The following is a 19,913-nucleotide window of genomic DNA, read 5'->3' as shown; positions in this document are numbered from 1 at the left end:
AGCAAGAGGCCGAGTTCGGCTGTCGACGCGAAAGCTCCTGCTGTGCAGCGTCTTCCGGCCACCAGAGCCGCCATCGTGCCGCCTGCGGTTCGGGACGTTGACGCGTCCCCGATCCTCCAGCGGACGCCGGTGGCCGGCAGCACGGTGAACGGCCGCACACCCGTTGTGCGCCCGTCAGGCACCCCGCTGCTGGGTGAGCCGCTGGCACGGATGCCCGCGACTGCAATGCCCGCGACTGCGTTGCCCACGACGGCAATGCCCGCGACGGCAATGTCGCTGAACACCGGCACCCCGAGCACTCCGCCCCAAAACGCTGTGTCGCCGAGGCTCGCATCCCCGGGCGAGTGGTCGACCCCCAAGACCACTCCCGTTGTGTCGCGCGTTGGATCGGACGATCCTGCGGTACAGCGCAAGGTCCCCGACGGCACTTCACCCGCGCGACCGAACCGGATCCGGACCGTCCTGGGCCAGGAGATCACGGCGATCCCCGCCACCGCGACCCCCGAAGTCGTTGCGACCAAGGGAGAGCCCGCCAAGTCCACCGGGGCCGTCAAGACCGCTGAGGTCGCTGAGCCCCGGCGCGGCGGCGGCGAGGGCTCCCGACCCGTGCAACGAGCGGTGCCCGTGGTCCGCCTGCCGCCGACGCGGCACAGTGCGGAGACGCCCGTGGTGCACAGCAGCGCTGGAGCCGTTCGGGCCACGCGTTCCACGGTCCTTCCAACGGTCCAACGAACCGCCGCGCTGCTGGGGAACCGCCCGTTGACACCGAAACTGCGCGTGGACGAGGACGTTCCCGCAGTTCCTCCACGACGTGCCGTGGTCCGGCCGCAATGGTCGTCCGACCGCAGCCAACCAACCGCCGCCACCGCGCCGGGGCAGGCAACGCCCACCCGCACAAGTGTCGCGCGACGCTCAGAAAGTCCCGCAGTGCAACGCGCGCAACCAAAAAACGCTCCCGCCCCATCGCGTGTGCGCCCGACGACCCCACCGACCACTTCGCCGATCACTTCACCGACGACCTCACCGACGACCTCACCGACCACCGCACCGACCACCGCACTGACCACCGCACCGACAGCCTCACCGACGGCATCGCAGACGACCTCACCGATGACATTGCAGGCGGTTCGGGCGACGGCTCCGCAGAGGCTCCTTCCAACGCCGCTGCCGCCTCACAACCACGCCACCCCAAGGGCCGCGATGCCGGTGACTCCGCCGGTCGTCCGGTCGCCGGGAGCACCTTCAGCGGGCACCACGGTGGTGCCGGTGAACCGCGCCTCCGTACCGACCCGAACCACCGGGGGCAGCCGTCCGAGCGGGTTCCACCTCGTCAACCCGACCGTGCAGCGGATCAGGTCCGCCGGGGCCCCGGCCGCGGCAAGTTCGTCCAGGGCCCCCGCGACGCCCACGCCGACCACGTCCCCGCACAGCCGGGGCACCACGCAGCCGAACACCGCCCCGCACACCGAACCCACCGAACCCGTCCCGGGCGCGAACATCCCCGAGGACCCCACCCCGAACACCCCCGGGCGTGGAACAGACCGGCGGACCCCCGAACAGCGGTTCGTCGACGACCTCGACCCCGCCGAGGCGGACGGCCTCGCCCGCAAGCTGGTCGAGCCGATCGCCAGGCTGCTGCGCGCCGAACTGCGCACCGGCCGCGAGCGCGCCGGCCGCCTGCACGACCGGCGCCGCTGACCCACCGACCTCGAAACCCCGTACCACCCCGGACACCTTCGACCTTGGGGACCACCGATGACCGACGACGTCTTCGCCAGCAGCGTCTTCTTCCAACTGTCCGTGGCGGGCAACAACCTGGGCGCTTTCCACACCTGCGACGGGCTGGGCGCGCAGTTCGAGGTCGAGGAGTACGCCGAGGGCGGCAACAACGGGTTCACCTGGCACCTCCCGTCGCGGATCACCTGGACGAACGTCACCATGACGCGGCCGGTCACGGCGGACTCGGCGAAGGTGCTCAAGTGGTTCGGCGAGGTGCTCCAGCGGGCCGAGCGCAAGGACGGCGAGATCGTCGCGCTCGCACCCGACCTGACGCCGATCGTGCGGTGGCAGGTGCTCGGCGTCCTCCCGATCCGGTGGCAGGGGCCGTCGTTCGACCCGAGCCAGTCGCAGGCCGCGGTGGAGACCCTGGAGTTCTCCCACGAGGGTCTTGAGGCTTCCTGACCCAGAAGGAGGTCACGTCGTGGCACGCAAACCCGGGGCGAGCCTGGTCAAGGCCCGCCTGGTGATCATGGAACCGCCGGCCGACGTCGGCGCGAAGCCCGGGGCGAAGCTGGCCACCGTCGCGTTCCAGTTCAACCCCCGCACGCTGGCGCTGAGCAAGTCGGTCGAGTGGCGTCGCCAACCCTCGCGGATGGCGGGCCAGGCGTCGCTGCCCGAGTTCGTCGGCAGCGGGCCCCGCACGCTGGGCGTGGAGGTCTTCCTCGACGCCACCGCGACCCACGACAACTCGGTGGAGACGGGCGTGGAGAAGCTGATGGTCGCCTGCGTGCCGACGAAGAAGAGCATCGGCAGCAAGAAGCCCGCGAGCCCGTGGGTCCGCTTCGAGTGGGGCACCGCCAAGTCGGTGTCGTTCGACGGCGTGCTGTCGAGCCTGTCGGTCGACTACTCGCTGTTCGACGTGGACGGTCGTCCACTGCGCGCGACGTGCTCGCTGTCGATCGAGGAGGCGGGGGTCGACACCCCCCGCCAGAACCCGACTTCCGGGTCGCACGAAGCCCGCCGCGCGCACCGCGTGGTCGCCGGCGACAGCCTGCCGCAGCTCGCCTGGCGGGAGTACGGCGACCCCGGCGCCTGGCGGGCCATCGCCGAGGCGAACGGGATCGACGACCCGCTGGCGCTGGTGCCGGGCGGGGAACTGCTGCTGCCGGGCATCGACGATGCCGACCCGGAGACCGGAGGAGCCCCGATGACGACGTCCTACCGCCGCGAGGTCGACCGATGAGCGCCGTCCGGTCCTTCGCCGCCGGTCTGACCATCGTCGCGAACGCCCCGGTGACCCGGGAGGTGGAGAGCTGCGTCGTGGACGAGAGCGTCGGCCTGCCCGACACGGCCGTGCTGACCTACCGCGACGACAAGCGGACGTTGTTGGCCAAGACCGGGATCACCATCGGCACGCCGCTGAAGGTCTCGGTGTCGGCGACCGGCGGCCCCGCGCGCGAACTGCTGTTCTCCGGCGAGGTCACGGCCGTGGAGATGGAGGTCGACGGCACCGGCAGCTTCACCGTGATCCGGGCGATGAGCAGGGCGCACCGGCTGTTCCGGGGGCGTCGGGTGGAGGCGTTCCAGAACATGACGGCGTCCGCCGTGGTCGCGAAGGTCGCGAAGAACGCGGGTCTGGCGGTCGGCCGGGTGGAGACGTCGCGGATCACCTACAAGCACCTCAGCCAGCCGGGGGTGTCGGACTGGGACTTCTTGCAGGGGCTGGCCCGCGAGCACGGCGCGGTCGTGCGGGTCGACGAGCGGGGGCGGCTGGAGTTCACGAAGCTCAAGCCCGCCGCGCGGGCGCCCAAGCCCACGGCCGACGGCAAGAGCCCGTTCCTGCTCCGGTTCGGCGGCAACCTGCTGGTGCTGCGGGCCGCGCTGAGCAGCGCCGAGCTCGCGAACGGTGTGCAGGTGCGCGGCTGGGACGTGGCCCGCAAGAAGCCGTTGGTGGCGGTGCGGAACAACACCCCCAGCAAGACGGCCGTTCCCGGGCTGTCGTCGATGAAGGTGAACAAGGCGTTCCGCACGAAGGCGCGGAACCTGGTCACCGACGTCCCCTACGCCACGCAGGCGGAGGCGACGATGGCCGCGCGCTCGTTGGAGGCGTCGATCAGCTCGGGCTACGCCGAGCTGGAAGCCGTGGCGGAGGGCAACCCGAAGCTCCGCGCGGGCGTGCCCATCGCGCTCGGTGGCGCGGGCGAGGCGTTCAGCGGCCGGTACACCGCGACCGCCGTGACCCACGTCGTGGAACCGGCCCAGGGCTACCGGACCACCGTCGTGGTCAGCGCGTCGCACGACCGCTCGCTGGCCGGCCTGGTCGCGGGCGGGACCGCGCCGACCCGGATGCCGGGCCTGGCGACCGCGATCGTCACCGACATCAAGGAGGTGGGCGGCCAGCGGGGCTGGGTGCGGCTGAAGTTCCCGTGGCTGGACGACAAGTACGTCACCGACTGGGTGCGCACCGTCCAGTTCGGCGGCGTCGGCGGCGGCGGGGTGCTCAGCCCGGACGTCAACGACGAGGTGCTGGTCGGGTTCGAGCAGGGCAGCCTGGACCGGCCTTACGTGCTCGGCGGCCTCTACAACGGGGTGGACAAGCCCTCGCAGCACGACGGGGCGCTGGTGGACCGCCGCAGCGGCAAGGTCAACCGCCGGTCGTTGTCGTCCCGCAAGGGCAACCGGCTGGAGCTGATGGACGGGCCGCGCGCCTCCGGCGTCCGGCTGGCCAGCGGCGACCGCCGGCTGGAGGTGAAGGTCGACGAGAGCCGGGGCCGGCTGGAACTCGCCGTGCGCGGGCCGGGCGGGCGAGGGGTGCTCAGCTCGCTGGTGGTCGACAGCACCGGCATCACCATCGACGCCCGCAACGGGGTGGTCCAGGTCAAGGGCCGGATCGTCCGGCTCAACTGACCCGGACCGGCACCCCCACCCACTACCAGAGGAGAGCCGACATGCCTTTCGCAGCCCGGACCGGTGACAAGACCTCCCACGGCGGCACGCTCGGGCCGCCGGTATCGCCCGCGTTGGCGGCCAAGGTGCTCACCGTGCTCATCGAGGGCGTGCCCGCCGCCGTGGTCGGCAGCGTGCACGCCTGCCCCAAGATTCCCGACCCGCTGCTGGGACCGTCGAACGTGCTGCTGCCCAGGCCCGCGCCGCCGCCGAGCGTGTTCATCGGCGGTGCCCCGGCGGCCGTCGTCGGCGACCGCGCGGTCTGCCAGGCCACCGTCGTGCTCGGCGCGAAGACCGTGCTGATCGGGGGTCCGCTGTGAGCGTCGACTTCATCGGCCGGGGGTGGGGCTTCCCGCTGCGGGTCGGCACCACGGGCGGCATCGGGATGGTCGAGCGGGACGTGGAGATCCAGCAGGCGATCCGGCTGATCCTGGGCACCGCGCCCGGCGAGCGCCCGATGCGCCCGGAGTTCGGCTGCGGCATCCACGAGCACGTGTTCGCGTCGGCGGACCACGCGACGGCCGGCGACATCGCCCGCGAGGTGCGCGTCGCGCTGGACCGGTGGGAGCCGCGCATCGAGACGACCGACGTCGTGGTGGCGTTCGACTCCGTCGAGGTCGGCACGCTCTACATCGACGTGCACTACACGGTCCGCGCCACCAACGACCGGCGCAACCTGGTGTTCCCGTTCTACACGATCCCGTCCGAGGAAGGCGGTGGGCGCTGATGGCGCTGCCCTCGCCCGACCTGGACGACCGCCGCTTCCAGCAACTGGTGGACGAGGCCAAGCGGTACGTCCAGGACAGCTGTCCGGAGTGGACGGACCACAACGTGTCCGACCCCGGCGTGACGCTCATCGAGACCTTCGCGCACATGGTGGACCAGCTGGTCTACCGGCTCAACCGGGTGCCGGAGAAGAACTACCTGGCGTTCCTGGACCTGCTGGGCGTGCGGCTGTTCCCGCCGACCGCCGCGCGGGCCGAGGTGACGTTCTGGCTGTCCGCGCCCCAACCGGACACCGTGCTGCTGCCCGCCGGGACCGAGGTCGCGACCGCCGGCGGCGACGCGGACGAGCCGGTCGTGTTCGCCACCGTCGCCGACCTGCCCGTGGTGCCGTCGTCGCTGACGCGCCTGGTCACCACGTCGGCGCGCGGCGACTACGCCGACCGCACCCGCGACCTGGACGAGGGCAAGGACGTCCCGTGCTTCCAGGCCGCGCCGGCGGTCGGCGACGCCACCCTGTTCGGGCTGTCCGCCGCCGTGCCGAGGTGCGCCGTGGTGCTGCGGCTGGACAGCCAGGTCGAGGGCGTCGGCGTCGACCCGCGCCAGCCGCCGCTGGTGTGGGAGGCGTGGGACGGCCGGGGCTGGGTCGCCTGCGCCACCGACGAGGACAGCACCGGCGGCCTCAACCGGCCGGGCGAGGTGGTGCTGCACGTCCCCGCCGGGCACACCGCGTCCGTCGTGTCGGGCCACCGCGCGGGCTGGCTGCGCTGCCGGGTGGTCGAACCGCTGCCCGGCCAGCCGTTCTACCGCGAGTCGCCGACCGTGCGGGAGGCCGAGGCGTTCACCATCGGCGGCACGACGACCGTCGAGCACGCCGAGGTCGAGCTCGACGCCGTGCTGGGCGAGTCGGCGGGGGTGCCCGGCCAGTGGTTCCGGCTGCCCGCCGCCCCGGTGCTGACCGACGGGCGGCCGGTGGTGGTGCGGGTGTCGGACGGCGCGGGCTGGGACGACTGGTCGCTCGTGGAGGACTTCGGCTCGTCCGGACCCGACGACCGGCACGTGGTGCTGGACGCGACCGCCGGGGAGGTCCGGTTCGCGCCCGCCGTGCGGGAGCCGGACGGGTCGCTGCGCCGCTACGGCGCCGTGCCGGCCAAGGGCGCGGTGGTGCTGGTGCCGCGCTACCGGACCGGCGGGGGACGGGCGGGCAACGTGGCGCGCGGCGCGATCTCCGTGCTGCGCAGTTCCGAGCCCTACGTGTCGGAGGTGGAGAACCGGGAGGCCGCGAGCGGCGGCGCGGACGCCGAGACGGTGGACGAGGCGAAGGTGCGGGTTCCCCACCAGCTGCGGGTGTGGGACCGCGCGGTGACCGCCCAGGACCACGAGTTGATCGCGCGGCAGGCCGTGCCGTCGCTGGCCAGGGTGCGCTGCCTGCCGGTGACCGGCGAGGTGGGCGGTGCGCGGGTGCTGCTCGTGCCCGACGCGGTCGCCGACGAGGGCGATCGGCTGCGCTTCGAGCAGCTCATGCCCTCAGAGGAGGTGGTGGCGGCGGTGGCGCGGCGGTTGGACGAACGCCGGCTGCTGGGCGCACGCCTGGTCGTGGAACCACCGCGTTACCAGGGGATCACGGTGGTGGCCCGGCTGACCGCCGCGGTGGAGGACGGCCGGGTGCACCGGGCGGCGCTGGACGCGCTCTACCGGTACCTCAACCCGTTGCGCGGCGGCCCGGACGGCACCGGCTGGGAGTTCGGGCGTTCGGTGCGGTACGGCGAGGTTTTCGCGGTGCTGCAACGGGTCGCGGACGTGACGTCGGTGGAGGAGCTGCGGCTGTTCCCGGCCAACCCGCTCACCGGGGCGCGTGGTGCGCCGGTGGAGGACATGGAACTCGCACCGAACGCGCTGGTGTTCTCGCACCAGCACCAGGTCGCGGTAGGCGCGAGATGAGCCGGGCCGCGCTCCCCGAGCTGCCGAGCACGCACCCCATCGGCGAGATGCTGCCCGGTCTCTACGCCGTGGACGACTTCACCCAGCGGTTCACCTCGGGGCTGGACTCCGTGCTCTCCTCGATACTGTCCACAATGGACAACCTGACGGCCTACCTGGACCCGGCGCTCGCGCCGGAGGACTTCGTGTCCTGGCTGGCGTCCTGGGTGTCGGCGGACCTGGACCCGGCGTGGCCGCTCGCGCGCCGCCGGGAGGTCGTGCACCGCGCCGTGGACCTGCACCGCCGCCGGGGCACGGCGGTCGGTCTGCGGGAGCTGCTGGAGGTGTCGCTGGGCGTGCGGGCCGAGGTGCTCGACGGTCCGGGGGTCCGGTGGTCGACCACGCCGGACACCGAGCTGCCCGGCGAGCCGGTGGAGGTCGTCGTGGTGCGGGTGCGCGGGGCCGGGGCGGTGGACCGCGAGCTGGTGGAGGCGCTGGTGGCCGCCGTGTGCCCGGTGCACGTGCGGTGCGCCGTGGAGGTGCCGGCGGGGGAGGAGCCGTGACGGCCCGGTCGTGCCCGCAGTGCGGTGCGCCGGTCGGGGACTCCGACGACTTCTGCGGCAACTGCGGCAACTACCTGGGATGGGGTGCGCGTGACCGGCAGGACGCCGGCCCGTCGGCCGCCGTGCCGCCGGGTGGCACGCAGAGCGCGCCCGCCGGCCCGCCGGTCGACGGCCCAGCCGGTGGTGGCCCGGTTGATGCTGGCGCAAGTGGTGGTGGCCCAACTGGTGGTGGCACAGCCGGTGGTACGTCGGCCGGTAGCGCTGCCGCTGGTAGCGCCGCAGTCGGTGGCACGGCCGGCAGTGTGGCAGCCGGTGGGGTGGCTGCCAGTGGGGTGGCTGCCGGCGGTGTGGCTGCCAGTGGAGCGGCTGCGGGCGCGCTGGACGGGGGTGTGGCGCGCGATCGGGCCTCGGGGTACCTGGGGCCGGTCGCGCCGGGCAGGCCCGACGCCAAGCGCCCGCTGCCGACGACGGCCGTCGACGCGGCGGTGGACGGGCCGCCGTGCCCGGCTTGCGGCACCACGAACCCGCCGGGGCGGCGGTTCTGCCGCCGCTGCGCCACCCCGCTGCACCCCGAGGCGTCCGCGCGGTCCGCCGCCCGCCGCCGCCGGTGGCAGTGGCGCGGGGACCGCTCGCGGTGGCTGCGCCGCCTGGCCGCCCTGCTGGTGGTGGTCGCGCTGGTCGTCGCGGCGTGGCTGTTCCACCCGCAGGCCCTCGCGCTGTGGGAGGACCTGCGCGACCGGCTCGCCACCCCGCAACCCGTCGCGCCCACGAGCGTCACCGCTAGCGCCTCGGTCGCCGACCACCCGGCCGCCGCTGCGGCGGATGGTCTCTCGAACCGCTACTGGGGCGCGCCGGCGGTCGGCGACGAGGTGGAGTTCGCCTTCGCCACCCCGTTGCGGTTGTTGTCCGTGGTGGTGCACGCGGGCGCGTCGGCGGAGGAGGACGGGTTCGTCGCGCAGGCGCGGCCGTCGGCGTTGAAGGTGGTCGTCACCACGCGGGACGGCGGCACGCACGCGCTCTCGGCGAACCTGGCCGACCAGCCGGGCCCGCAGCGCACCGACACCGGGATCAGCGACGTGGTGCGGGTCCGCCTCACCGTGGCCGCCGCCACCGGCCTCACCGAGGGCAGGCACATCGCGCTGGGCGAGGTCGAGTTCTTCCGTCGTCCCTGATCCCGCCGCCCCTGACTCCGCCGCCCCTGATCCCGCCGCCCCTGACCCGCCACCTTTGCCCCCGCCGCCCTGATCAGCCGCCTCGGCCGAGGTGCCGCGAGGGCGTCTGAAGAACCGGTGCAGACGCGTTTGAGAAAGCGTGAAGCCGCGCCCCGGACACTCGGAGGTGCAATCCGGAACTGTGGGAGGCAGTGGTGGAGAAGCGAGTGCGGGTCGTCGTCCAGTCCTCGGATCACCTCAGCCAGGCCGGTCTGACCAGCTTCCTCGGGGCTCGCCCCGAGGTCGCGCTGGTCGACGCGGACCGGTGGGCCGACGCCGAGGTGGCCGTCGTCGCGGTGGGCAGGCTGACCGACGAGGTGGTGGCCGGGCTGCGCCGCTCGGCCAAGGGAGCACGGGTGCCCGTGGTGCTGGTGCTGGACGAGATCGGGGAGGCGGACGTGCTGACCGCCGTGGAGTGCCGGGTGGTGGCGTTCCTGCCGCGCGCCGGCGCGACCGGCGACCGGGTGCTGCGCAGCGTGCTGGCCGCCGCGGCCGGCGGCGGGGCCATGCCGCCGGCCATGGTGGCCGAACTGCTGGACCACGTGCGGCGGCTGCAGCGCCAACTGGTGGCGCCCTCGTCGGAACGGGGCCGGCTGACCGGCCGCGAGGTCGAGGTGCTGCGGCTGATGGCGGACGGGCTGGACACCGCCGAGATCGCCACGACGCTGTCCTACTCGGAGCGGACGATCAAGAACGTCTTCTACGGGATCACCAGCAGGCTGAACCTGCGCAACCGGCCGCACGCGGTCGCCTACGCCCTGCGGAAGGGGATGATCTAGATGGCCGCGTTCCCGGACAAGGCGCGATTGCGGCGGATGGTGGAACGCTCGGTGCGCGGCCGCCGGCCCGACGTCCGGCCCAGGCGCCGGGAACCGGCGTGGGTGATGTCGGACGACGGGGTGATCGGCGCCCCGCCCGACGAGCCGGACCCGGGCCCGGCCGGGTGCGCCGGGACGGACCCGGCCCGGTGCGATCAGGCGGGCTGCCCGCTGATCCGGCGGACGTCCCAGGCGGCCCCGATCCCCCGGTAGAGCGCCACCGCCTCGCGGCGGGTGCCGGCGCCCTCATCGGCGCGGCCCCGCCGGTCGAGCAGGACGGCCGCGTCCTCCAAGGTCTGCGCGAGCTCGTAGGTCCGGCCGACCGACCGGTAGTGCGCGGCCACCTCCAGCAGCCCGTCCGGGTCGCCGTCGAACAGGCACCGGCACCGGCGCGCCGCCGCCGCCGCGCGCGCCACCGAGGTCTCCCGGCCCGCTTCGTCCTCGCACGCCTCGACCGCGCCGCGCGCCGTGGCGCGGTCGCCCAGGTGCAGCGCGATCCGCACCAGCTCCGGCAGCCACTGGTGCCGCAACGTCGTCTGGACCGCGTGCCCGGTGTCCAGCAGGTGCCCGAGCAGTTCCCCGGCCGCCGCGTGGTCCCCGTCGCGGACGGCCGCCGTCGCCGTCGCCGCCACCAGGAAGTCGCAGTTCTCCCGGTAGGCGACGGTCACCAGGGGGATCTCGCTGCCGGCCGCGAGGTGCGCCCGCAACCGGGTTTCGTCGTCGCGGTGCGCGGCGATCAGCGCGAGCACCCCGTGCAGCAGCACCGGGCCGCCTTCGCGCAGCCCGAAACCGGTCAGTTCCGGGTCCTCGACCAGGACGCCCTCCAGCCGTGCCACGGCGTCGTCCCAGTCGCCCAGCCAGAACCGGTGCACGGCGGTGCCCACGTGCAGGCTCGTCACGGGGGTGCCCGGTCCGGTCGCGGCGAACGCCAGCCGCAGCGTCTCGGTCGCCTCCTCCAGCCGGTCCAGGCACTGGAGGGTGAACACCCGGTTGTCCAGCAGCACCAGCCGCAGGTCGGTGAGGCCCGGGTCGCTGCCGACGACCTCCAGCGCCTGGTCCAGGTACCCGACCGCGCGCACGTAGTCCCGGCGGACCACGTCGACCTGCCAGAGCACCTCCAGGGCCTGCCCGACGGCGAACGGGTCACCACCGCGCCTGCCCGCCTCGATGGCCCGCCGCGCGCTGACCTCCGCCGCGTCCAGGTCGCCCACCCCGGCCCGCTGCACCAGCGCCAGCAGCGACAGCAGCCGGGCCCGCCACGCGTCGGTCAGCACCGGGTCGGCCAGCGCCTCGTCCAGCGCCGCCAACGCGTCCTGCGGGCGTGAGGCGCGGAACGGCACGTAGGCCAGCGTCCACCGCGCTTCGGCGATCCGGTCCGGGTCGCGCAGGCGGGGCAGCGCGCGCCGGGTCTGCTCCTCGGCCTCGGCGTCGTGGCCGAGCCGGAACAGCGCGTTGCCCAGGTACGCGGTGAGCACCGGGTCGTCCGTGCCGCGCAGGCCCCGGTTCAGCAGTTCGACGGCCACCAGCGGCGCCCGGTGCACCAGCGCGGGCGCCCGCGTCACCAGCCAGGGGACCGCCCACGACCCGAGCCCGTCCGACGTGGCGAGCAGCTGCCCGGCCACGTGCTCGACCGGCGCGCCGGCGGCGGCCAGCGCCTGGGCGGCCTGCTGGTGCAGGGCCGTGCGCACGGCCGCCGACGTGCCGTCGTAGAGCGCCTGGCGGATCAGCGGGTGCCGGAACGCCACGCGCGGCCCCGCGCCGCGCAGCACGCCCGCCGCGATGGCCTCGGTGAACGCGGGCAGCAGCACCGGCACCGGTCTGCCCAGCACCACCGCCAGGTCGCCCACCGCGAACTCGCCGCCCAGCAGCGCCGCGAACCGCAGCACCTCCCGGGTCGGCGTGGACAGGAAGTCCAGCCGGTCGGTCACCGCGGACACCAGCGACGGGGGAGCGCGGTCCAGCACGTCCGGCGACACGTCCGCCAGCCCGGTGTCGAACCGGACGGCGTGCTCGCGCACCAGCGTGTCGGCCACCTCCCGCGCGTAGAGCGGGTTGCCGCCCGCCCACCCGGCGATCCGGCGCAGCCCCGGGCCGGGTTCGCCGCCGACCAGCCCGGCCACGATCCCCGCCACGGCGGTGTCGGTCAGCGGCGCCAGGTCGAGCACCGCGCCGCCGCCGGACGTCACGTCCCGCCGCAGCCGCACCACCCCCGGCCGCCGGGGCACCGGGCGCGCGGCGACGATCAGCAGCAGGGGCAGCCGCCGGGTGCCGGCGGCGAGCTTGCGCCACAGCTCCACGCTGTCGTCGTCGGCCCACTGCAGGTCGTCCAGCGCCAGCACGAGCGGCCCGTCCGCGCAGAGCTGCTCCACCAGGGCCGCCAGCCGGCCGGCGGCCTGCGCGGTCGGGTCGGCGGCGGCGAAGACCGACCCGGCGGCGGGCCTGCGGTCCCGCAACGCCTGCGCGGCCGCGGACCGCCGGGGGTCGGGCGAGTCCACGTCCACGCCCAGGCAGTCCACGGCGGACTGGAGCGGCAGCCGGGCGCTGAGCTGGTCGGCGACGGCGTGCGCCACCTGGTGCCCGGCGGCGGACGCCCGCGCCAGCGCCACGTCGAGCAGGGCCGACTTGCCGATGCCCAGCTCGCCCTCGATCCACAGTGCCCGGCCCCGCCCGGCGGCGAGGTCGCCGACCACGTCGAGCACCGCCGCCACCTCGTCGGCCCGCCCGAGCAGCACCGGCTCCGCACGCCTGGCCGGCGCGGGTTCCGGCCGGGGTGCGGGCGACGCCGGCACCACGCCCAGCGCCCGCTCGTGCGCGGCGCGCAGCCCGGGACCCGGTTCGACGTCGAGTTCGGCCCGCAGCACCTGCCGGGCCTCGCGGAACACCTCCAGCGCCTCCGCGCCGCGCCCGGCCCGGACCAGCGCCGACATCAGCAGCTCCCGCGCGCGCTCCCGCAGGGGTTCCTCGGTGACCAGCGCACCGAGCTCGGCGATCACCTCCGGGTGCGCCCCGGCGGCCAGCGCCGCCTCCGCCCACAGCTCCCGCGCCGACGTCCGGGCCTCGGCGAGCCGCAGCCGTCGCGCGTGCACGAACGGGCCCTCCAGCCCCGTCATCGGGATGCCCCGCCACAGCGCCAGCGCCTCGTCCAGCGACCGCAACGCCACCTCCGGCGTGCCGCCGTCGAGCTCGTCGCGCGCCCGCCGCCGCAGCGACTCGAACTCGGCCACGTCCGACGCCGCCGGGTCGAGCACCAGCCGGTAGCCCGCGCCGACCGACTCCAGCAGCCGGGACGGCGTGCCGCGCGGCCGTTCCGGCTCCAACGCCTTGCGCAGCACGGAGACGTAGGTGTAGACGCTGCCCTCGGCGGTGGCCGGCGCGTCGTCGCCCCACACGGCCCTGATCAGCTCGTCCCGCCGCACGGTCGTGCCCGGCCGCAGCGCCAGCACGGCGAACACGCCGCGCTGGCGGGCAGAGCCGAGCGCGACCTCGCGCGCACCGGTCCAGGCGCGCACCGGCCCCAGCAACGCGACCCGAAGCGCTTGTCCCGCGGTCATCCCGTCCGATCCTCCTCCTGTGGCCGGGCGGGGCCACGTCTCCCAGCGCCCCGGCCCGACCGAACCGCGTGGTCGTCCGCTCACCCGCGCAAGGGGCCGTCCGGCCACGTGCGGGAGCGATTCCGGTCCGGTCACCCCGGCTCGCCGGACGGGCGACAGGGCATGAACCACGTCGTCACCGCCGTGTGACGCTCTTCGCCGAGCCGTCCGCACAAACCGTCACTCATTCACATTGACCCATTGTGTCGCATTCCACAGCTATACCTGTCTAATGGGCGGTATCCACGCGTTCGTGGTGGCTTCGTCCGACGTGGGGTTAAGTCGGCGGTCGAACCGTCCAAAGAACGGTTGACCTGCGAATACCGGTACCGCGTCCACGGTCGGGGAGCGCCCGGTGGTCGAACGCGTGACATGACATGACGACGACGCTAACGACGTCCGAGACTCTTGTCATCGTCCCGGAAACAATTCCCCTTGACAGGCTGCATCACGTTGATCCGTCCATTGAGGACGAAGCTGTTCGGCTGTTCGGCTGTGATTTCGCACGATCCCTCACGTCCGGCCCCCGATTGGGCGTACCGCCACTACCTCGTGGAGGCCGAACCTGAAGCGCCCGCTACCTGCACCGGGCACTCCTTCCGCCTCGCGGCAGGGTGTGGCCGGGACTGCTCCACTGCGCACGGCGGAGAACTGGCACCCGAGCGTGAACGCCTTCCGGACCTCTACAGGGAAACAGCGCCATGGTGGGAAGCGCCGCTGCCCGTCTCGGCTGAGAGCTGGTGAAGGGGATCCCATGAACGGCGCAGCCATCGTGATTTTGAGCGGCGGTCGAAGAGACTCGGATCCGCCGAGGAACGTCCGCCGACGCCGCGAGCGGCCGGCTCACCGAGGTCTTCGCGTGCGGCACCGCCAACGCCCGGAGACGGACGCCCGGTGGCTGTGCGAACGCCACCACACGTCCGAACGTCCGATCGGCGCTTTCCACAGTTGTGCGTTGTGGCGCTGCGCGCGAGGCTGGATTGGGCGGAAGCACCGTCGCCCGGTTCGCGAAGTCGAGGGAGGGGCGGTTCGCGCCGCCGACCCGAGGGGGAAGTGTCGATGCTGTTACGTGTGCTGGGCAGCCTGGAGTTCGAGGGTGCCGACGGGAGTCCGGTGGTGCCGGCGGCGCGGAAGCAGCGGGTTCTGCTGTCCCGGCTCCTGCTGCACGCCAACGAGTCCGTGCGCGTCGAGCAGCTCGTGGACGCCCTCTGGGAGGACGGCCCGCCGTCGTCGGCAGCCGGGAACATCAAGACCTACGTGTGGAACCTGCGTCGCCTGATGGGGCCGGGCGGTGATACGTCCCGGCGGATCGCCCGTGACCCGGACGGCTACCGCTTGCAGGTGGCGCGCGACGAGGTGGACGTCTACCTGTTCGAGGACTCGGCCGCCCGTGGCTACCGCGAGTTGACGGCCGGCAGGCACTGTCAGGCGGTCGAGGTGTTGGCGGAGGCGCTGTCGCTGTGGCGGGGCGAGCCGTTCGAGGAGTTGTCGGGCACCGACGTGGACGCGGTCCGCGCGCGGCTCGCCGAGCAGCGGCTCACCGCCCAGGAACGCCTGGCGCAAGCCCTCGTCGCGGTCGGGCGGCACGACGACGCGATCGCCGCGCTGCGCGGGCTCGTCGCCGAACACCCGTTGCGGGAGCGGCTGCGGTGCATCCTGATGACCGCGTTGCACCAGCAAGGCCGTTCGACGGAAGCCCTGGTCGTCTACGAGGACGCCAGGGCGGCGCTGGACCGCGAGCTGGGCGTGCTGCCGGGCACCGAGCTGCGCCGACTGCACTCCGACGTGCTGAACCACGACGTCGACGCCTCGGCCCCGCGACCACCCGCCGCCATCGCGCAGTTGCCCGCCGCGCCGCGCGACTTCGTCGGGCGTGTCGAGGTGCTGCGCGCCATCGACGCACCGACCGGTGGCGTGGTGCACGTCCTCACCGGTGCTCCGGGCGTGGGCAAGACCGCGTCGGCGCTGCACTGGGCGCACCGCAACCGTTCCGGCTTTCCCGACGGGCAGCTGTTCGTGAACCTCCGGGGGCACGGCGCGGACGTGCCGCTGACCGCGCGGCAGGCGCTGGAGCAGCTGCTGCAAGCGCTCGACGTCGACCCCACCAGAAGACCCGCCAGCCTGGACGCCGCGGCGTCGGTCTACCGCTCTGCCTTGGCCGGGCGGCGCTTGTTGATCGTGCTCGACGACGCCGTGGACGTGGGCCAGGTCCGCCCGCTGCTGCCCGGCACACCGGCCTGCACGGTCCTGATCACCAGCCGGAACCGGCTCGACGGCCTGGTGGCCCACGAAGGCGCGCGCCAACTGCGCTTGGACGTGCTCGGTCCCGAGGACGCCCGGGAGGTGCTCTCCCGGATCGCCGGTGCGGCGCGCGTGGCCGGGGCACCCGAGGCAGTGGGCGACCTGGTGGCGTTGTGCGGAGGTCTGCCGCTCGCGCTCCGCATCGCCGCCGCGCACCTGGCCGCCCAGCCCGCGCGTTCCATCAGCGACTACGTCACCGCGCTGGCAGCCGGTGACCGGCTCGCCGCCTTGGAGGTGCAGGGCGATCCGACCGCAGCGGTCGCCGCTGCCGTCGACCTGTCCTACGCGTTGCAGGAACCGCTGGCGCAGCGGCTGTTCCGCCTGATCGGGATGGTGCCCGGACCGGACGTGACCGCGCCCGCCGTCGCCGCACTCGCCGACATCGGCCACACCGAGGCCGAGCAGGGGCTGCGGGCACTGGTGGCGGCGAACCTGGTGGAACAGCCCGCTCACGGCCGCTACGCGCTGCACGACCTGCACCGCCTCTACGCCGCCGACCGGGCGGTCGCCGACGCGGACGACGCGCTGCGACGCCTGTTCACGTGGTACGCGATCGCGGTCGACAGCGCTGCGGACAGTCTCGACGCCGGGAGGCCGCGCCTGCCGGGCAGCGCCGACTGGGTCGGTCACGAGCCCGTGCACTTCGAGAGTGCCACGGCCGCGCTGGACTGGCTCACGGCGGAAGCGCTCGACATCACGGCGATCGCGCGGCTGGCGGCGGTCCGCGGTCACCGCGGCCTCGCCTGGCACCTGGCCGACGCGCTGAAGGGGTACTTCCTGCGCGGGAACACCGCGCAGTGGTCCACCGTGATCGACTGCGCCCTGCCCGCCGCAGAAGCCGACGGCCACCCGCACGCGATGTCCGCGATGCACAACAGCGCCGGACTGCTCGCCCTGGTCCAGGGCGAGCACAGGGCAGCGGTCGAGCACTTCGAGTCGGCCCTGGCCGGGGCGACCGCGGCCCGGTGGTCGCGGGGCGAGATCACCGCGCTGTCCAACCTCGGCCTGCTGCACTACTACGCCGGCCCGCTGCCCAGGGCGTTCGACCTGCTGAGCCGGGCCGACGAGATCGCCGCCGCCGACACCACCGGCGACCTGAACGCCGACACCGTCCTGGTCAACCTGGGAGCCACCGCGCTCAAGCTCGGCCACCCGGCCGACGCCATCGGCCACCTCACCAGGGCGCTCGCCGTGCAGAACGCGCCAGGTCGCGAGCGCGGCCGTGCCGAGGCGCTGCTGTGCCTGGCCGAGACCTACCTGCACCTGGGCGACCTGGCGAAGGTGGACGACCTGGTCGGACTCGTCGCCGCGAACCTCCGGCGGAACCCGGCACACCACGAAGCGGCCTGGTGCCTGGAACTGCGCGCCCGGCTGGCCGCCTTGCGCGGCGACCACCAAGGCGCGCTCGACCTGCTCGACGAGGCCGCCGACGCGGGCAAGGGGCACCACGTCGTCGCGACCGACATCGAGAACACCCTCGCGGCGGTGCACTGCCTCCGGTCCCGGTACGACGACGCGGCGGCGTGGCACAGCCAGGCCCTCACCTCCGCCGACAACTCCCGATACCTGCAGGGACGACTCGACGCGCTGCTCGGGCTCGCGACGGTGCACCACCACCGGGACGACCTCGTGCCCGCCGTCCGCGACGCCACCGACGCGCTCAGCCTCGCCCGCGAGACCGGCCACCGGCACCACGAGGCACAGGCGCACGCCGTGCTCGGCGCGACCCACCTGCGCCTGGGTGACCACCGGGTCGGCGCCGACCACGCGGCACGAGCGCACTCCATCCACGTCCGGACGGGCCACCGCCTGGGCGAGGCGCGAGCCCTGCTGCTCATGGCGGAGGCCGCCCGTCACGAGGATGACCCGACCACGGCGGATCGGCACACCGAGGCAGCCCGACACCTGTTGTCGCCGCTGACCGGCATCCCGCACGACACCCGGCTGTCGGCACGGATCTGAGCGTCCGTTTCGGAGCTGTGGGGGTCGGGCGAGTCGGCGGCCGGCGATCCAGGCCAGAGTCCGCTCCACCAGCCACCTTCGGGGCAGCACGGTGGAGTACGGCAGGTCGGGACGTCGAACGATCTCCATCACCAGGCGAAGGTCGTTCGTGCCCAGTCGAGCAGAGGGCCGGTGTAGCCGCCGTCGGCCCACACCAACGACACCCGTTCGCCGCCGGTCTCACGCATGCGGCGCAGCAGACTGCGGGCGGCGACCCGGTCCTGCGTCGACGCCGGCGTCGCCAACACGGCCACCAGCAGGCCCACGGTGTCCACGACGATGTGCGGCTTGCGGCCCGGGACCTTCTCCCCGGCGGCGAAGCGCTTGTAAGCCGTAACATGGGGCAACCGGGGTGGAACCGCCCGCAGAACACGGAGTGCGCGCTCAGGTGGGCCGGTGCGGTGTGTGCGTTCGGATGCGCGCGGTCATCGGAAGGGCTGTCGGTCGAAGACGACGAGTCCGGACGGGGTCCGGTGGCCCTTGCCGGCCACTATCCAGTCCACTATGGAGTGTGGCGTGGCGACCGGTGGGTGCGTCGCCGTGAGCGATTCGACGGTGCGGTAGCACGTTCCTGTTGCGTCGCGGACGTCGACGTGGGCGTAGGTGGCACCGTCGGTGGCGATCTCGGTGTACACGAAGGCGCGCGGGCCGTAGGTGGTGAGCGCGACGGCCCAGCCGCCCAGGTCGCCGAGCAGTTCGGCGTGCACCGCGAGCGGCGGCGACGGGTGAGCGGCAGGGTCGCCGACCGGGTCGGACGGTGGGGCCAAGGGGCCGAGGACGGCGGCGAGCACGGCGGTCAGCGCCGTGCGGTCGGTGGTGACCGGCAGGTGCGCGGTGTGCGGTGGAGTGCCTGGCAACGCCGCGGTGACGGCGACCACCGGGTGGTCGCCGTCACCGAAACGGAGGCGAGCCGGCACGAGACCGCGGGTGGCGTTGGCGCGGGCCACGGCGGCGACCTCGGTCAAGAAGAGGCCGCGCGCGTCTCCGCGGTGCACCAGCCGGCTCGTCATCTCAGATGTTCAGCGCCCCCTTGACCCAGTACGGGCACCATACGACGCCCTTGCAGTACGCGGTCACCACGCCGAACGAGCTGCGGTCGGGGAGCAGGCGGAAGTCGTGACTCACCAGCACCACCTTCTTGTCCACGATCTTGCACTTGCGCCACGGCCCCCACCCCGTGCACCTCACGTGGTAGACGTCGGTCTCATACTGGTACTTCTGCCCGCTCACGTGGTACCGCGTGCGCGGGTACTTCGTGGTCGTCCTGACGGCCGCGCGGGTCAAGTTGTGCTTCCAGTAGAACTTGTCGTTGCCGAAGCCCTTGTCGGTCGCACTGTCGTAGTAGCCGCGACGGATGATGTTGGTCGCGCCGTACTTGTCGCTCCAGCGGTCGAGGATCTCGTAGATCGGGTAGGCGGCGACCGTCGGCCCGTCCGCCGCCGCACCGGGCACCGGCACCGGCTCGTCCAAGAAGTCCGGGTCCGGGTAGGGGCCCGGGTCGGGCGCGGTCTCGGTCGGCGGCTGGTTCTCCGCCGGCACCTGGCCCATCATGTACGTGTCGATCTTCGACGCGTCGACGGACAGCGCGTCCAGCGCCGACGCGGTCAGCGAGATGCCGACCTGCAGTTCCGCAGGGCTGTAGATCGCGCCTTCGATCTCGGTGTCGGCGTACGCCGGCGCGCTCGTGGAACCGAGCACGAAGACGACGGCCAAACCCATCGACACCAGTGCGGAACGGGTTCTCGTTGCGGCAGATCGACTTCCCATCGTTGTCCCCCTCACGTGGCGAGCCCGGCCGGGCTCTGCGGTGTTGTGCCGCGCCGGAGCATCCCGCCCACCGGTCCAGCGAGGGTCCATTCGCAGGCCGGAGCCCCCCTCGACCAAGCTCGGCCCCATCACGCTGCCCGGTGGCGGCACCGGGTCGTGCACCCGGCCCGGAGCGGTTGTCTGTGTGCGACGGGAAGTCGTCACAGGCTCACCCCGATGAGGCTGTGATCCCCGACCTGCCGGAAGCTGTTCGGCCATCGCCGCCGGCTGGACGCGTCGGACGTCCAACGCCAGAATTAGCAGCGTTCCCGACCGCCCCCACACCCAGGGATGACGGCGGCACACCAACCCGTG

At 73.7% G+C, this 19,913-nt stretch carries 15 protein-coding genes; 11 read left to right on the top strand and 4 right to left on the bottom strand.

The window, feature by feature from the left end; translation table 11 throughout:
* Nucleotides 1–1,266: 1,266 nt before the first annotated feature.
* The 10 genes from BN6_RS25145 (at nt 1,267) to BN6_RS25100 (ending at nt 9,861) form a co-directional block, all read left to right on the top strand.
* A complete protein-coding gene (locus tag BN6_RS25145) occupies nt 1,267–1,698 on the top strand; it encodes a hypothetical protein (protein ID WP_148303006.1) in 432 nt (143 codons plus the stop codon).
* Nucleotides 1,699–1,755: 57 nt separating this feature from the next.
* Complete coding sequence (locus BN6_RS25140; protein WP_015102575.1) at nt 1,756–2,181, top strand: phage tail protein; 426 nt, start codon at nt 1,756–1,758, stop codon at nt 2,179–2,181.
* A gap of 19 nt (nt 2,182–2,200) precedes the next feature.
* Entirely contained in the window at nt 2,201–2,962 is a 762-nt protein-coding gene (locus BN6_RS25135; RefSeq protein WP_015102574.1) for a CIS tube protein, read from the top strand.
* The gene (locus BN6_RS25130; protein WP_015102573.1) at nt 2,959–4,626 is read left to right on the top strand and encodes a VgrG-related protein; all 1,668 of its coding nucleotides are present in this window, start codon (nt 2,959–2,961) and stop codon (nt 4,624–4,626) included. The genes BN6_RS25135 and BN6_RS25130 overlap by 4 nt, the downstream gene beginning before the upstream one ends.
* Before the next feature lie 41 nt (nt 4,627–4,667).
* A complete protein-coding gene (locus BN6_RS25125) occupies nt 4,668–4,985 on the top strand; it encodes a PAAR domain-containing protein (protein WP_015102572.1) in 318 nt (105 codons plus the stop codon).
* Nucleotides 4,982–5,392: a GPW/gp25 family protein gene (locus BN6_RS25120; RefSeq protein ID WP_015102571.1), complete on the top strand. Its 411-nt coding sequence runs from the start codon at nt 4,982–4,984 to the stop codon at nt 5,390–5,392. The genes BN6_RS25125 and BN6_RS25120 overlap by 4 nt, the downstream gene beginning before the upstream one ends.
* Nucleotides 5,392–7,329, top strand: a complete 1,938-nt coding sequence (locus BN6_RS25115; RefSeq protein ID WP_015102570.1) for a putative baseplate assembly protein — start codon at nt 5,392–5,394, stop codon at nt 7,327–7,329. Before BN6_RS25120 ends, BN6_RS25115 begins: the two co-directional genes overlap by 1 nt.
* The gene (locus BN6_RS25110) at nt 7,326–7,871 is read left to right on the top strand and encodes a phage tail protein I (RefSeq protein ID WP_015102569.1); all 546 of its coding nucleotides are present in this window, start codon (nt 7,326–7,328) and stop codon (nt 7,869–7,871) included. The genes BN6_RS25115 and BN6_RS25110 overlap by 4 nt, the downstream gene beginning before the upstream one ends.
* 347 nt (nt 7,872–8,218) lie before the next feature.
* Complete coding sequence (locus BN6_RS49740; RefSeq protein WP_197540186.1) at nt 8,219–9,043, top strand: NADase-type glycan-binding domain-containing protein; 825 nt, start codon at nt 8,219–8,221, stop codon at nt 9,041–9,043.
* 194 nt (nt 9,044–9,237) lie between these two features.
* Nucleotides 9,238–9,861 carry a helix-turn-helix transcriptional regulator gene (locus BN6_RS25100; RefSeq protein WP_015102567.1) on the top strand — a complete coding sequence of 208 codons (624 nt, stop codon included), beginning with the start codon at nt 9,238–9,240 and terminating at the stop codon, nt 9,859–9,861.
* Nucleotides 9,862–10,055: 194 nt separating this feature from the next.
* Here BN6_RS25100 and BN6_RS25090 read toward each other — a convergent pair whose 3' ends face one another.
* Nucleotides 10,056–13,451 (bottom strand): BTAD domain-containing putative transcriptional regulator, encoded by a 3,396-nt coding sequence (locus BN6_RS25090; RefSeq protein WP_015102566.1) that lies wholly within the window; start codon nt 13,449–13,451, stop codon nt 10,056–10,058.
* Between the two features lie 1,098 nt (nt 13,452–14,549).
* Here BN6_RS25090 and BN6_RS25085 point away from each other — a divergent pair.
* Nucleotides 14,550–17,753 carry an AfsR/SARP family transcriptional regulator gene (locus BN6_RS25085; protein ID WP_015102564.1) on the top strand — a complete coding sequence of 1,068 codons (3,204 nt, stop codon included), beginning with the start codon at nt 14,550–14,552 and terminating at the stop codon, nt 17,751–17,753.
* Nucleotides 17,754–17,881: 128 nt separating this feature from the next.
* Here the strand turns inward: BN6_RS25085 and BN6_RS42395 are convergent, their stop codons facing one another.
* The 3 genes from BN6_RS42395 to BN6_RS25070 form a co-directional block, all read right to left on the bottom strand.
* Nucleotides 17,882–18,139: a transposase gene (locus BN6_RS42395; RefSeq protein ID WP_015102563.1), complete on the bottom strand. Its 258-nt coding sequence runs from the start codon at nt 18,137–18,139 to the stop codon at nt 17,882–17,884.
* Nucleotides 18,140–18,217: 78 nt separating this feature from the next.
* Entirely contained in the window at nt 18,218–18,787 is a 570-nt protein-coding gene (locus BN6_RS46890; protein ID WP_158509425.1) for a hypothetical protein, read from the bottom strand.
* 16 nt (nt 18,788–18,803) lie between these two features.
* Nucleotides 18,804–19,511: a hypothetical protein gene (locus tag BN6_RS25070; protein ID WP_148303005.1), complete on the bottom strand. Its 708-nt coding sequence runs from the start codon at nt 19,509–19,511 to the stop codon at nt 18,804–18,806.
* Between the last annotated feature and the right edge of the window lie 402 nt (nt 19,512–19,913).

It is taken from the genome of Saccharothrix espanaensis DSM 44229, from assembly GCF_000328705.1.
Taxonomy (GTDB): Bacteria; Actinomycetota; Actinomycetes; order Mycobacteriales; family Pseudonocardiaceae; genus Actinosynnema; species Actinosynnema espanaense.
This window is presented reverse-complemented; position numbering and strand designations above follow the sequence as displayed.